The organism is Paenibacillus sp. FW126-R14 (assembly GCF_058789495.1).
Window position 1 is genome coordinate 41,343 of record NZ_JBYTBS010000001.1, and the last position, 14,608, is coordinate 55,950.

A 14,608-nucleotide genomic window follows, 5' to 3' on the forward strand; every position below is an offset into this window, starting at 1 on the left:
ATATAGACAAGGAAACGAGGAACCTTCTATGAAAATACAAACTAAACCTAAGAGAATAATATCGCTGCTCCTTGCGCTATTCCTTGTTGTTCCCTACCTAAACCAAGGAAATGCCCAGGCTGAAGCGAGCCTCCCGAGTAGTGTAAGCAGTCATTTTGATTATTTTGAAAATGTATACACGAACTTGAAAGATGTGGACACTCATGTGTTCAAAACCATTACATTCGAGGATCTTGTTACCCTATCAAGAAGCAAAGGGACATTCGCGCTTCTAATCGGCGGTGCTTGGAGCGACGAGACGCAAGCCGATATCGGCTATATCAACGAAGTGGCCAAAGCGAGCGGTGTTCAAACGATTTATAATTTCGATACGAGGCTGGATGGGGTAAATCCAAATTTGGATATTGCAACGACCCACGCACCGCTGACAGCAACATCAATCAGCGGAAGCAGTGCAACGACCAATTATTTTGATTACACGGAGTACTATGTTGAGGAGATCAACCAGTATTTCACTAATCTGTCGACGTTGTCTGAAGTGCCGGCGTCTTATCAGAACTTATCCAAGAAAGTTGTAAATACCACTACCCAACAAGAGACGACGGCTTCGACTGTTGTGGCAAGCGGCAGCGCGAAATCGATTCAATCCCCTTATCTCCTGATTTACAATAAAGATCATGTGGTAAATGGCGTGAGCGCGCCCGTCGTTTCTTACTTGGAGAAGCACGGTACGAATGATTCCTATACTTGGGATAGCTATTTTAAGAATAATTCCAGTCATGTTAACGCATATAAAGACCAGGTAAAAGCGGTGTTCGATCAAGCTGAAGCCGCAGGATATTCGCCAAGCGGGTTTAATACGTTAACAAGCTGGGATTTCATTGCACCGGCATTCAACAAGAACAGAGCGAGCGGGTCTATAGAAATCTTCCCCTCCAAAACTGTAAATGGCAGAGTTGTCCCTGACACTGGACAAAATGGCATTTACGAGGATGATGCCACTCTTGTATTCGAACATGTCACTTATCACGAATTGACGAAGATATTGGCAAGCCAAGGCAATTATGCCTTTCTGTTCGGCGGCTCTTGGTGCCCGAATACCCAAGCGGAGATTAGATGGATAAATCGTTATGCGAAGGCACATAACATTGATAAAATTTACTTCTTTGATACGAGATTGGATGCCGGTGTTGGAGTAACGCTGCGTACACCGACTTATAACCAACATGATCAGGGTACAACCCTACAAACCAGAGACAATGAGACGGCGAATCCATTGGCTTACTTGTACGGTGGTATTGTTGATACGTATTTAAAAAATATTCAGACTACTTATCTGATAACGGGTTCTTCGAGCCAGACCGTTACCTATACCGATCCTGTCACGGCAACAGTGAAAAAGGTTAACAAACTTCAAGTGCCTTATCTCTTTACTTATAATAAAGACAGCAAAGATGCGAATGGAGCATCCGCTCCTATTCGGGGACATGTTGAAATCATGAATACTTGGCCCAATACGTACAAAGGTCCTTTTTATAAATCGGTCTACGGCGATACCAGCCCGCAGTCACAGTACGATAAGTACGATATCGCAGCTAACGATTTATTCGCTAGACTCTCTAGACAGGAATCAACGCCATCTGGTCTGATAGGTGTTGCTCCAACAGTAGCCAGTGCGGTTTACGGGCAAATTACAGGAATTGCTGGACGGAATTTGGAGTATACGAAGTCCGGTGGAACAACGTATACGGCTGTGTCGGGCGATTCGATTACGGGCTTAGTGCCGGGAACATACCAAGTAAGGTTCCAAAGTAATGGTTACAATACCGGTTATAACCCAACCGTAAAACCAGTGACCGGAACGGTGACGTATAACCTTGACAGCTTCATCGAAGTTATCGTGCCTGCTTTCCGAGCTGCGCCAACCGGACTTCACAGTGTAGCGGAGACAACGTACGGCGGCAATGACGGGAAAATCACGGCGAACGACGGAGTTTCTGTGACAGGACTTGTTTATAAAAATTCGGAAGCGGGTGCTTATCGTCCTGTAAGCTCTTTCCCAATTACTGGTCTGGCACCTGGAGAGTATCTATTCAAATATGAGGCCCAACCAGGATTTGCGGAAAGTGATACAACGTCAGTAAGAGTAACAGCTTATGGTGAATTGCTGCCTCCGTCCCAATTGACAGGTGTCGATACGACATTGCTGAACACAGATGGCAGCATTCAGGGGTGGAAGAACGGAGAGGAATACCAGGCAGGATATATCATCGAGTACAAATTAAAGTCCAGCGCCGGGCAGTACGTGCAAGTGCCGGATGACGTTTCTTCCATCGACAATCTGGTTCCGGGCGTTTATCTCGTAAGATATGCGGCTCAAGGCCAATTGAGCGCAAGTCAATCCATTGAAATTACCATAAAAGGACAGCAGGCTAAGCCAAGTGGACTAACTGGCAACGCTCCTACATCCGTTAATGGTACGGACGGGAAGATTAGTGGGACCGTATTGGGTCTGGAGTTCAAGAAAGCAGATCAAACGAGCTACAACGACGCTGCTTATCCAACAATAACGGGTCTGACAGCCGGTGAGTATTATATCCGTTATAAAGCTAAGGATCTTTACCATCAGAGCGATGATACCGTAGTCGCCGTACCTGCTTACGCCGGCAATAACAACGGAAATAACAGCGGTAATAACAACAGCGATAATAGCGGGTCTTCGTCATCAACTCCGACCACTCCGGTAGATACAGGCGTAGTGAAGACACCAGTTACCGGAAACGCAGATAAAGTGACGGTTAACGTTCCTTCCAAAACTGATCCTGCAACCGGCGATACGTTAGCAACGATAAGCAAGGATGCGGTGACTAGCCTTGTGGAGAATGCTAAGAAATCTGAAGCGGAAGGAAAATCCGCTGTCGTAGAACTGAAGGTTGAAGCAACGGAGAATACGAAGACAGCTCAATTGACGATTCCTAGAACTTCCTTCAACGAGATCGCGACAGAAACGAAAGCCGAAGTGAAAGTCGATTATGCTCATGTAGGAACATTTAGCTTCGACGCCAAAGCGGTTGCATCAATCAACTCTTGGGCGGCGACTGGCGATATCAGCCTCATCATCTCGAAAAGCGAGCTTACGGACGAAGGCAAGCAAGTACTAGGCGATCGTCCTGTATATGATTTCTCGGTATTCGCAGGCGATAGCAAAGTATCATCCTTCGGCGGAGGGAACGTTCATATCAGCCTTCCTTATACTCTAAAAGCAGGTGAATCGCCTGAATCGGTGATCGTGTACTATATCGACGATGAAGGTCAGTTATTAACGGTTCGCGGACAATTTAATTCGGCAACGGGCACGGTCGATTTCACTACGACCCACTTCTCCGAATATGTGATAGGGTACAACCAAGTTTCGTTCGCAGACGTACAGCATTCAGCTTGGTATGCCAAAGCGGTTAGTTACCTTGCTGCTAGGGATATTACAGGCGGTACGGACGATACCCACTATAGCCCGAACGACGCGGTAACGAGAGGGCAATTTATTGTTCTGCTCTTGAAAGCCTACGGCGTCGATGTTCAGGCAAGCGGCGGCAGCACGGCTAACTTCATCGACGCAGGAAATACGTATTATACCGAATATTTGGCAGCGGCCAAAAACTTGGGAATTGCGACAGGAACCGGCGATAACCAGTTTTCCCCAGACAAAATCATTACGCGCGAAGACCTGTTTACGCTGCTTTATCGCTCACTGGAGAAACTTGGAGAGCTTCCTGTAGAGAAAAAAGGAGCTTCCATAACAGCTTTCAAAGACGCTGACAAGATATCCGGTTACGCGCACACGGCCATTCGTACGCTTGTGGAGAGCGGAAGTATTGCCGGAAGCAATGACCAGATCGATCCGCAAGGCGTAGCGACTAGAGCGCAAGTGGCGCAAGTGCTATACAACCTGCTATCCAAATAGTACGAAGCCTGCAAATAACTATGTTTGACGCAAAGCTTTAAGGGGATGAAAATGGGAGGCCAGTCGGCTCCCATTTTCTCGTTTAACGAGATTGTGATGACGAGGAGAGAGCTCATTTGGATTTATTGTTGGCATTTTCAGCGGGTTTGCTTTCTTTCTTTACTCCATGCCTTCTGCCTCTTGTTCCGGTCTATTTAAGCTATCTGATCGGATCGTCCGTTGCGGAGATCCGGACCGGCCAAGCCAAAAGAAAGCTGCTTTGGAAAGCAGCCTTGTTTATTGCAGGCTTTTCGATCGTCTTTATTCTCATGGGGATTTCTGTAAGCACCGTTAGCCGTTTGTTGTCTTCACATGTGAAGCTGGTCGCGCAGATCGGCGGCGCTTTAATCGTATTATTCGGTCTTCATATGACCGGCATCATGAAGATCAAGTTTCTCTATCAGGAGAAAAGGTTTTCTCCCGGCAAGCGAACAGGAGGCGCCGTCGGCTCGGTCATGCTGGGGATGGCTTTTGCGGCAGGCTGGACACCGTGCATCGGGCCGGTTTTATCCTCTATTTTGATTTACGCAAGCAGCATGAAGACGATCGACAAGGGCGTTGAATTGCTTGCGGCGTATTCGTTGGGGCTCGCGGTGCCGTTATTTTTATCCGCACTGCTAGTCGAGAACTTAAGCCGTTTCTTCAAAAAAGCAGCGGAGTATTTCTACGGCATATCGGTCGCAAGCGGCATTGTTATGATGATTATGGGGGTACTCGTATTCACGAATAAGCTGGAGGCCGTTATCGGTTCGGCCAGATTGTTCGGCTCGTAAAGGAGAATATTGTATGAAGAAAATCCTACTTATATGGAGCGTGGCGGCGCTATTAATCGTGACGGCGATTGTCGTCACACATACATATAGTTTGAACGAAGATTCTAAGGAGCCCTCATCTTCAACTTTGCCTGAGACAGGTAGTGTTAAGCTGGAGAAGGCTGTGGATTTTAGACTAGAAGATCTGGACGGCAACCCAATTTCCCTGCAAGATTTGCGAGGCAAGAATGTCTACTTGAATTTTTGGGCGACTTGGTGTAAATGGTGCAAGAAAGAAATGCCCGACATGAAGAAAATCTATGACCAATATAAGGGGCAGAACATCGTCATGCTGACGGTGAACGTTGGCGAGAAGCAAGAGACAGCTAAGACATACATGACGGATAATCAGTATCCTTTCCAAGTCCTTCTGGACTCTGATAAGAGCGTCACGCGTGCCTATGAGATTCGCTCTATCCCGGTTTCCTTGTTCCTAGACAAGGAAGGTAATATCGTACACAAGCGAGTCGGAGCCATGAACGAAGAGCAAATGCAAACGGTCATCAAGGAACTTTTAGAGTAAAATGCTTAGGACACCCATCCGACTTGTATGTGAAGAAAAGGCGAAATTATGTAATAATAAGATAGAGCAACCGCATACGTGTTGTCTAAGAAACCACTCCAATGAAGGAGTGGCTTCGTCTTTATGTGCAAATGTGCGCATTCATAATTAACGTTGATCTAGAGGTGGGTATGCAATGAAGCAGAAAAGTATGGATATTCTTTTTCTTATGGCAGGTTCTATGATGTTTGCATTGGCTGTAAATCTCTTTGTTATTCCTAATAAGTTTGGCGAAGGCGGGGTTACGGGCATTACCATTATTCTATACTATCTTTTCCAATGGTCTCCCGGACTCGTGAATTTTATTTTGAATGCTATATTACTGGCGGTAGGTTATAAGTTTTTGGATAAGACGACGATTCTCTATACGATTATTGCCGTGCTGTTCAACTCTTTTTTTCTATATATAACAGAGGGATGGCGCATTTCTTCAAATGAACTGATGGTAAATGCGATATTTGGAGGGGTCTTCGCCGGTGTAGGCTTAGGTTTGATTATTCGGGTCGGAGGCACTACGGCGGGTTCTACGATATTAGCCAGAATAGCAAGCAAGTATTTGGATTGGAACATCAGCTACTCACTCTTGTTCTTCGATTTGATTGTTGCCGGGTCTTCTTATTTTATTATTGGGCCTCAAAGTTTAATGCTTACTATTGTGATGCTGTACGTAGGAACGAAGGTTATGGATTTTATCATTGAAGGGGTTAATCCTAAAAAGGCTGTTACGATTATTTCTGAAGCGCAGCATAAAATTGCCGAGCAAGTTAATGTACGGATGGACAGAGGGGTTACCGTCTTCTATGGTCATGGATATTATACAAAAATGCCAAGAGAGATTCTTTATATCGTTGTCAGCAAACAGGAAGTCAGTCTGCTCAAAAAAATTGTTAAAGCCAACGATAAACATGCATTTATAGCGATTCATGACGTGCGTGATGTGTTCGGAAAAGGATTTGTCGATATGTCAAAGTAAGTATTCCCTAAATGGGTTACTGTTAGCCAGCACAGGTGGCGAAGCTTCAAATGTAAAACGTTGTTCATATGCCGTTCATTTTGGCTTCCTATACTTTAGACATTACGAAGGAGGTAAGCAAAATGTATCTGGCTATTCGAGAAATGAGGTTTGCTAAGGCTCGGTATGCGTTAATTGCCACAATTATGGTTCTTGTTGCATTTCTGGTTTTGTTTATCACTGGTCTTGCACAAGGGCTTGCCTATGATAACGCGGCTTCTGTTAAGAATATGGCTGCAACTCATTTTGTCTTGGAACAGGATTCTAATCACCGCTTCACCAGGTCCCAGGTCGATCTGAATCAGCTTGAAAAGGCTGGCTTAATCGTAGGAAAAGAGAATGCAGAGCCGCTTGGTGTGAAAATGACAACTGTAGTTCCATCTGATGGAACGGAGAAAATCGATGTTACTCTGCTCGCGGTTAATCTTGGTGGCTGGCTGGCGCCAATCGTAACAGAAGGTTCGCCTCTCTCGGATCAGCTGAAAGGACATGTTCTCGTTGATCAAAAACTGTCTGATTCTGGCGTCAAAATCGGAACAATCCTTACAGATCAAGCTTCGGGAACAAAATGGACGGTAGACGGATTTGTGAAAAACGAGTCCTTCAGCCATACCCCGGCTGTGTTCCTAAATAAGCAGGATTGGCTTAATCTTCAGAAGCAGACACTTGCTCGTCCAGGAGCAGCATCAGCAGATAGTCAAGTCTACAATGCGATTGCTATCAAAAACTCGAACGAAAAAGTGAAGGAGCTTCAGGCCGCGCTGCCTAATACAGAAGTTATAACGAAATCTGAGGCAGTATCAGCGATTCCTGGCTATAAAGAAGAGCAAGGCTCTCTGATGATGATGATTGTATTCTTGTTTGTTATTTCAGCCTTTGTACTGGCCGTATTTTTTTATGTGATTACGATTCAGAAAACGAGTCAATTTGGTATTTTGAAAGCTATCGGTACACGCACTGCCTATTTAGCCAGGAGTGTGACGATGCAGGTTTTCGTCTTATCGGTCGGCAGTTTGGTCATTAGCGTCCTGCTGGTACAACTGATGGAAGCCGTATTGCCAAGTTCTATGCCATTTCAATTAAGTTTCTCTACATTGGCGCTAACCTGCATCTCTTTTGTAACGATGTCTCTTGCCGGTTCGCTGTTTTCGGTGTGGAAGGTAGCCAAAATTGACGCATTGGATGCGATTGGGAGGACAGCGGCATGAGAAACAGACTCGTATTACAGGGGATTACTCGGACTTTTGAAGATGGCGGTATCGAAAGGACGATTCTGGATAACCTAAACCTTGAGGTGGCCGAAGGTGAACTGGTTGCAGTAATGGGTCCTTCAGGCTCGGGCAAAAGTACATTTCTGTCCATAGCAGGAGCGCTTCTTGAACCAACAAACGGCCAGGTTCTACTCGATGGAGAATCTATCGACGGCAAAGGCAAGCAAGCACTTTCTGAATTGCGACTTCGCAAAATAGGCTTTATTTTTCAAAGCGCCAACTTAATCCCCTACTTGAAAGTAGAAGAACAACTGATGCTGGTAGCCAAACTTGCTGGAATGGACAAAGCAAAGGCAGCGAAACGAACAAAAGAGCTGCTGGAAAATTTAGGATTGGCTCATCGCGGAACCGCATATCCGGAGAAGCTTTCCGGAGGGGAGCGTCAACGGGTCGCTATCGCAAGAGCCTTAATGAATGACCCGGCTGTCCTTTTCGCAGATGAACCAACAGCAAGCTTAGACGCATCGCGAGGGCTGGATGTAGTAAGTATGATCGCGAAGCAAGTCAAGTCTCAGCGAAAGAGCGCGGTTATGGTTACGCATGATGACCGGGTTTTGTCGCTTTGTGATCGAGTGTTGTTCTTGGAAAACGGGAAACTCATTCATCATTAATTTCGTCAGAGGGACTGTGCTGATTTTTAGACCGTATTCATTGTTTTGTTAGAATTTTGAGAGAACGATTTGATAGAATAGAGGGATCGGCTTTTAGCGCGGAAGTTATTATGGTCCAAGGGTAAAAAGCAGAAGGTGCTTTGGTTTGAAACCATAGCGCCTTTTGCTTTTCTTCGTATAAGCTCCGCTCATTCAAACATCCGTGTTCCACGCAATCTGTTATTGTTGAAAATAAGGGTACTGTGTTATTTTGGTTAGAAGGCTAGCCTATGGTAATACAGCGGGTGTTCCAACTCATCGAGATTTAGAAAATATATTACGGGGAGCGTGTGTCTATATACTTTTCACTATGAGCAGAAATGTTAAATCACTCCTTTATGATTACCTGACTTTAAAAAAGAGGATTATTATGATCTTCTTATTTAGCTCGTTGATTCCGTTTATTAGCATCGGTGTGATTTCTTACTATACGATCTACTCCATTCTTACAAATAAAATTCAAAGCGGCATACAAAGCAATTTAAAGCAAGTTGAACTCTCGTTAGAGGGCACCATCAGTAATTTGAACCATGTATCCCAACAGCTTGCATTTGAAGGTAGCGTAGGCAAGAAATTAGATCAATTGTTATCGAGTACAGATAGTCAACCATACGAACGCGTCAAAATGAAAAGCAATTTGAAGGATGAATTAAGCCTCATTACTTTCACGAATCCTAGCATTGGATTAACCCTCTATTATTTCCAGAATGATCATTCCTATGATCTTGAAAATTCGGGAGTCAAGAATAGCTTCTCTCCGGAACAATTGCCATTGCTTGCCCAATACTCTGGAATTTCCTATTATGGTCCGCATGTAAGCAACAATGCATTCGATAATCAATATGTGCTGTCTGCTTTAAGAAAAGTAGAGCTGCCGAATCGGGATGATGTTTATGTTTACATAGAAACAGGGTTCCATTTGACACAAAGCATCCTGAACAATGATCAAACCGGAGTTAAAAACTCGCATCTATTCCTTGACAATGACGGGAGAATTGCCTACAGCGAATTGCCGAATACATTTGCAATGGATACGGAATTCCCTGGCTTCGAAAACGGAAAATCTTCAGGCACACATAATGGGTTTTACTGGTTTAGGCAAGAGAGCAATCAAGGCTGGAGCGTTGTCTCCGTGATTCCTAAAGCAGATTATAACAAAGAGATGAATCGATGGTTCGTTCAAATTCTGCTGTTTTCGTTAGTTTTTTTGGGAATGAGTCTGTTTTTGGCTTGGTTATTATGGAAAATGGTGTATCGACCTTTAAATGGCTTCAATAAAGAGATTAAGCTGATGGCGCAAAACCGAATTCAATCTGGTATCGCAAAAACAAGAATACCGGAATTTGATTACCTCTTGGATCAATTTCGACAAATGAAAGAACAAATTTGGGATTTGTTTGCGGAAGTGGAACAGAAAGAAAAGCGAAGAGTTGATCTTGAGGTCGAGAAATTGCTTTATCAAATCAATCCTCATTTCTTGATGAATACGTTGGATACGGTGCATTGGCTGGCTGTCATGAACGGGCAGAACGAAATTGATCGTCTTGTAACGTCTTTAAATAAACTGCTGCATTATAATTTAGGCAAGCTGGGACAAGCTTCAACAATGCAGGAGGAAATCGAGGCATTGAGGCAATACCTTATTTTGCAGCAAATTCGTTATGATTTTCAATTTGATGTGCAAATTCATGTGGATGATGAGGTATTGAAAATGCCGGTTCCGCGGTTCATCCTTCAACCGCTCGTGGAAAACTCGCTTTATCATGGCTTAAGCGATGATGGCTTCATCCGCGTTGAAGTGAAATTAACACAATCGCTTAATATTTCGATTCATGATAACGGCTCAGGGATGTCAGAAGAAATCATACAAAATTTATTAAATAACTCAGAAGTTGAAAACAGGAAGGTCGGTATGGGCATCGGGATGAATTATGTGAAGCGTATCATTGATTCGCAATATGGTGAGCGGGCTAAGGTGGAAATTCATAGTGCCGTAGGGAAAGGAACGAGCATTTTGTTGAGCCTGCCGCTCTCGGAGGTGGAACCAAACCATGATTAAAGTGATGATCGTTGATGATGACAAATTAGTTCGTAAAGGTCTTATCTCGGCCATGCCATGGCACAATTTCAATATGGAGGTTGTCGGGGAAGCAAGTAATGGCGAGAAGGCAATGGAATTTCTAGAATCTAATGCAGTTGATTTATTGCTCACTGACCTTGAAATGCCTGTTATGTCGGGCATTGAATTAATAAAGAGGGTTCGTAAAAAGTTCTCTCCTATCCACATTGTTGTATTGACGCTCCATCAGGATTTTGAATACATCCAAGAGGTGCTGAGATTAGGCGCGATTGATTACATTGCTAAGGTTCAACTTGAAAAGGAGCGCTTTGAGGAAGTGCTCGAAAGGATCTGCAACCGGATTGCCCAAGAACAAAAACGAGCTCTGGATTTAAATGAGATTTATACAAGTGATCGAGGCTGCGCATTGCTCTCATTACATCATGCTGATGGAGATAATTGGGTAGAGGCATGGTGTGAAAACGCGAATCCATTCATGATTGAAGTGGACGTGAATCTTTGGCTTTGCACACAACCAGCGGAGCCGTCTGGCGAATTATGGTTGGAAGGGCTTACACAAGAGGTCAGCACGAAATCGGGATGGGCCTTGATAAATCTATTCGGTCTCTACGGCAGGCCCCATAAAGATGTGCATCGATGGTTAAGAGAATATAGAGAGAAGGATTTCTTTTACGATTATGATTTAGATGCTAGTGTAAGGTCGATCGTGCTGCAAGAATGGGGCTGTCTCAAGCAAGCACCGTCTGAACAAAGGATAAATCATCTCAAAGAGCAATGGTCGTCTTACGAATGGATTTATCAGGACAGCTTATTTGAGCAGCATATCGCAGCTTTAAAGATGATGCGGTTGCCTCAGGCGAAGCTTTTCGGGCTGCTGTATGCATTAATCGATAAGTGGAATCTTTTATTTTATCCTGTGAGCTTAGTGAAAATTGAACTGCTGGATTCATTTGATTTCTGGTATCAAGTCGACGAATGGTTTAAAAACACAAGGAATATGATGCGTAACGCTATGAATAAACCTACTTTTTCGCAAGAGGTTATGGAGAGCATTGTTAGAGCTGTGTATATAGCTCATGAAGAGATGGATCAACAGATTACAGCGGTAAACATTGCCAGAAGAGTCAATATGAGTCGAAGCTACTTCAGTCAATGCTTTAAAGAAATTGTCGGTATGAATTTTAGTGACTATTTACGTCAGGTTCGTATCGAAAAAGCAAAGATGTTTCTGCTCCATACCAACAAAACAATACTTTGGATTGCAGAGAACGTTGGGTATATGGATGAAAAGTATTTCAGCCGCACCTTTCGTGAGCAAACGGACATGCTTCCGAGCAAATATCGGCAAACACGGGGGACAGGTAGAGAAATGTCCGATACATAGGGGGGCAAAAGTTGATTGCTGAAAAAAAAGATGCAATGCCGTGTTAATCGTCGGTCATTTGGCTCTCTAAACAGGCAACCGTCGCCTATCCTAGCTAGAAGACTTTGTGTGATACCCTTTACATGTGGACTAATTGAAAAGAGAAAGAAGGGGCGCACATGAGCAAAGCTATAAAAGGCATTCAGATTTTACTTGCAGGCATGATTATTGTATTACCCGCATGCAGTAATTCAAGCTCTTCCAAAGAATCGCCGAAGTCTTCAACGGATGCCGTGCAGAAAGCTACGGATCCGTTTGGAAAATCCGAGAAACCAATCACGCTTAGAATTGGAAAAGAAGTCGATGCGTCGGATAAAAGTTTACCAGCCGGCGATTCTCCCGAGAACAACCAGTATACCCGTTATGTGAAAGAAAACTTGAACATTGATACGAAGATTGTTTGGCAGGCCGCCGGAGGAAAAGATTACGAACAAAAGGTGAATTTATCCATTGCCAGTAACGACTTGCCTGATGCGTTAATTGTGAAGGAGACGCAGTTCAGACAAATGGTAAAAAGCGGCCAGCTTGAGGATTTAACCGAGGTTTATAATAAATATGCTTCGCCAACCATTAAAGGCATTATTGAAACAACGAATGGGCTTGCACTCAAATCAGTTACTGTGGATGGGAAAATGTATGCTTTGCCGAACGTAACACCGGAAGCAGATATGGTGCATTACATGTGGATTCGCAAGGATTGGTTAGATAAGCTAGGCCTGCAGCCTCCAAAGACGATGGATGAGTTGGAAAAAGTGGCAAAAGCCTTCGTTGAGCAGGATCCCGACGGAAACGGGAAGGCAGACACAATCGGCATAGCAGGTCCGCAGCTGGGCGGAAAGCTCAATGCGGATTTCATTAATCCCAACAGCAACAACTATGGGTTTGATCCCATTTTTGCTTCATTCCATTCTTATCCGGGATATTGGTTAAAGGGTTCTAATGGTAAAGCAGCGTACGGCTCCATTCAGCCTGAAACGAAACAAGCGCTTTCCAAGCTGCGCGATTTCTATGCCAAAGGTTTAATCGATAAGGAAATGAGCATTCGCAAGGATGCACAGGAGTCCATCAAGAATGGAACCTCAGGCATTTATTTTGGCGTATGGTGGTCAGGTGGGTATGGTCCGTTAGCAGATGCGATCAAGAATAATCCAAAGGCAAACTGGCAGGCCTATGCCGCACCACTGGATGTGAATGGCGAATTTACTCCGCATATGGGCAACCCATCGAACCAATATCTCGTTGTTCGGAAAGGTTATGAGCATCCTGAAGCGGCGATTCAAATGCAAAACCTGTTATATCGAGATGAATCGAAATTCGATGTGAATGTTGCGATTAGCAATTATCCACTACGTCTGGTCTTTGCCTCGATGGATGTCATGGATGTTACCTATAAAATGTTGAAAGAGGTTTTAGAGGGCACTAAGAAGCCGGAAGACCTGGATCTTCCCGGATATAACCTATTGAAAGCTGACGCTGAAAACGTAAAAAAAGTTAAATTGGAGCCTTACGACAATAATGATATTCAGTATTGGAACCCGAATGCGGATTTGGGTGTATGGAAACGAATGTATTCTACCTTCGTCGGCATCTCACCTCTGCAAAAACCTTATAAAAAAACCTATAGCTTAACCTATTCGCAGACTAAAACCATGGAAAGCCGATGGGCTGCACTGGATAAATTGGAAAAGGAAACATTCCTCAAAATTATCATGGGTGCCGCCCCTTTAGATGCCTTCGATCAGTTTGTATTAGATTGGAAGAAACAAGGCGGAGATCAAATTCTTGCAGAAATAGACGAGGTTGCAAAACCGTAAATTTCCCCTAAAGGCGTCAGCGAAATCTGATGCCTTTCTCTTACTAAGCGAGAATGGAAGTGATTTACAGAATGATAACTAAGGGTTATGCCAAGCATTACTATCTCATGCTCCTCCCTGGATTTATTTGGTTGACTCTGTTCAGTATCGTTCCTATGTTTGGAATCGTTATCGCTTTTCAGGACTTTAATCCCGGCTTAGGCATGTTTCACTCCGAATGGATCGGATTGGAAAATTTCAAGTATATGTTTGCGCTTAATGACAGTAAAACGATTTTTATTAACACGATTTTTATTGCTGTAATGAAAATTATCGCCAATATGATTGTGCCGCTCGCCTTTGCCCTGATGTTGAATGAATTACGCGTCACAATTTTAAAAAGATGGATTCAGACGATTGTTTATTTGCCCCATTTTTTATCTTGGGTCATTCTTTCGGGCATTCTTTTGGATATCTTGTCTTACAAAGGACCGGTTAACGGGATCTTGTCTGTGTTTGGGATAAGCCCAACTTTATTTTTTGGCAGGGCGGATTGGTTTCCCTTCATTGTTGTTGGAAGCGATGTTTGGAAGGAATTTGGATTCAATACGATTATTTTTTTGGCCGCATTGACGGGAATCAATCCCTCTTTGTATGAAGCGGCTGCGATTGATGGCGCATCGCGTTTGCAGCAGATGTTGAATATCACGCTGCCTGGAATTCGTACAACGGTTATTTTGCTCTCTGTGCTTAGTCTTGGCAATGTGTTGAATGCTGGATTCGACCAAATATTTAACCTGTATAATCCTCTTGTTTATTCAAGCGGTGATATTATTGACACCTGGGTATATCGCACCGGTTTATTGAATTTACAGTATGGTTTGGCAACTGCGGTGGGACTGTTAAAATCGGTTATCAGTTTTACTCTGATCACAGCTTCCTATTTCCTGGCTGCGAAGTTTGCAAATTATCGTATTTTTTAACCATGTTTAATATAAGGAGCAT

Annotated in this window: 10 protein-coding genes; all 10 read left to right on the forward strand. The window is 43.8% G+C overall.

Annotation, left to right across the window (positions count from 1 at the left end):
* Positions 1-28 precede the first annotated feature (28 nt).
* On the forward strand, positions 29-3,961 hold the full coding sequence (locus AC3WRW_RS00150; protein WP_492543805.1) for an S-layer homology domain-containing protein: 3,933 nt from the start codon (positions 29-31) through the stop codon (positions 3,959-3,961).
* A gap of 116 nt (positions 3,962-4,077) precedes the next feature.
* Positions 4,078-4,773, forward strand: coding sequence for a cytochrome c biogenesis CcdA family protein (locus AC3WRW_RS00155; protein ID WP_492543807.1), 696 nt, complete (start codon positions 4,078-4,080; stop codon positions 4,771-4,773).
* A 13-nt stretch (positions 4,774-4,786) separates the two neighbouring features.
* Positions 4,787-5,335, forward strand: coding sequence for a TlpA family protein disulfide reductase (locus AC3WRW_RS00160; protein ID WP_492543809.1), 549 nt, complete (start codon positions 4,787-4,789; stop codon positions 5,333-5,335).
* A gap of 175 nt (positions 5,336-5,510) precedes the next feature.
* The gene (locus tag AC3WRW_RS00165; RefSeq protein ID WP_492543811.1) at positions 5,511-6,347 is read left to right on the forward strand and encodes a YitT family protein; all 837 of its coding nucleotides are present in this window, start codon (positions 5,511-5,513) and stop codon (positions 6,345-6,347) included.
* A 122-nt stretch (positions 6,348-6,469) separates the two neighbouring features.
* Positions 6,470-7,594 carry an ABC transporter permease gene (locus AC3WRW_RS00170; protein WP_492543813.1) on the forward strand — a complete coding sequence of 375 codons (1,125 nt, stop codon included), beginning with the start codon at positions 6,470-6,472 and terminating at the stop codon, positions 7,592-7,594.
* Positions 7,591-8,268, forward strand: coding sequence for an ABC transporter ATP-binding protein (locus tag AC3WRW_RS00175; protein ID WP_492543815.1), 678 nt, complete (start codon positions 7,591-7,593; stop codon positions 8,266-8,268). The genes AC3WRW_RS00170 and AC3WRW_RS00175 overlap by 4 nt, the downstream gene beginning before the upstream one ends.
* Positions 8,269-8,677: 409 nt before the next feature.
* On the forward strand, positions 8,678-10,366 hold the full coding sequence (locus tag AC3WRW_RS00180) for a sensor histidine kinase (protein WP_492543817.1): 1,689 nt from the start codon (positions 8,678-8,680) through the stop codon (positions 10,364-10,366).
* Positions 10,359-11,771 (forward strand): response regulator transcription factor, encoded by a 1,413-nt coding sequence (locus AC3WRW_RS00185; protein WP_492543819.1) that lies wholly within the window; start codon positions 10,359-10,361, stop codon positions 11,769-11,771. The genes AC3WRW_RS00180 and AC3WRW_RS00185 overlap by 8 nt, the downstream gene beginning before the upstream one ends.
* A 158-nt stretch (positions 11,772-11,929) precedes the next feature.
* The gene (locus tag AC3WRW_RS00190) at positions 11,930-13,624 is read left to right on the forward strand and encodes an extracellular solute-binding protein (RefSeq protein WP_492543821.1); all 1,695 of its coding nucleotides are present in this window, start codon (positions 11,930-11,932) and stop codon (positions 13,622-13,624) included.
* Between the two features lie 71 nt (positions 13,625-13,695).
* A complete protein-coding gene (locus AC3WRW_RS00195; protein ID WP_492543823.1) occupies positions 13,696-14,586 on the forward strand; it encodes an ABC transporter permease in 891 nt (296 codons plus the stop codon).
* Positions 14,587-14,608 lie beyond the last annotated feature (22 nt).

What these genes read in the sequence shown, in the direction of transcription:
- AC3WRW_RS00170 (WP_492543813.1), top strand. Translation starts at nt 6,470, where the DNA reads ATGTATCTGGCTATTCGAGAAATGAGGTTTGCTAAGGCTCGGTATGCG.
- AC3WRW_RS00175 (WP_492543815.1), top strand. Translation starts at nt 7,591, where the DNA reads ATGAGAAACAGACTCGTATTACAGGGGATTACTCGGACTTTTGAAGAT.
- AC3WRW_RS00195 (WP_492543823.1), top strand. Translation starts at nt 13,696, where the DNA reads ATGATAACTAAGGGTTATGCCAAGCATTACTATCTCATGCTCCTCCCT.
- AC3WRW_RS00165 (WP_492543811.1), top strand. Translation starts at nt 5,511, where the DNA reads ATGAAGCAGAAAAGTATGGATATTCTTTTTCTTATGGCAGGTTCTATG.
- AC3WRW_RS00160 (WP_492543809.1), top strand. Translation starts at nt 4,787, where the DNA reads ATGAAGAAAATCCTACTTATATGGAGCGTGGCGGCGCTATTAATCGTG.
- AC3WRW_RS00150 (WP_492543805.1), top strand. Translation starts at nt 29, where the DNA reads ATGAAAATACAAACTAAACCTAAGAGAATAATATCGCTGCTCCTTGCG.
- AC3WRW_RS00185 (WP_492543819.1), top strand. Translation starts at nt 10,359, where the DNA reads ATGATTAAAGTGATGATCGTTGATGATGACAAATTAGTTCGTAAAGGT.
- AC3WRW_RS00180 (WP_492543817.1), top strand. Translation starts at nt 8,678, where the DNA reads ATGATCTTCTTATTTAGCTCGTTGATTCCGTTTATTAGCATCGGTGTG.
- AC3WRW_RS00190 (WP_492543821.1), top strand. Translation starts at nt 11,930, where the DNA reads ATGAGCAAAGCTATAAAAGGCATTCAGATTTTACTTGCAGGCATGATT.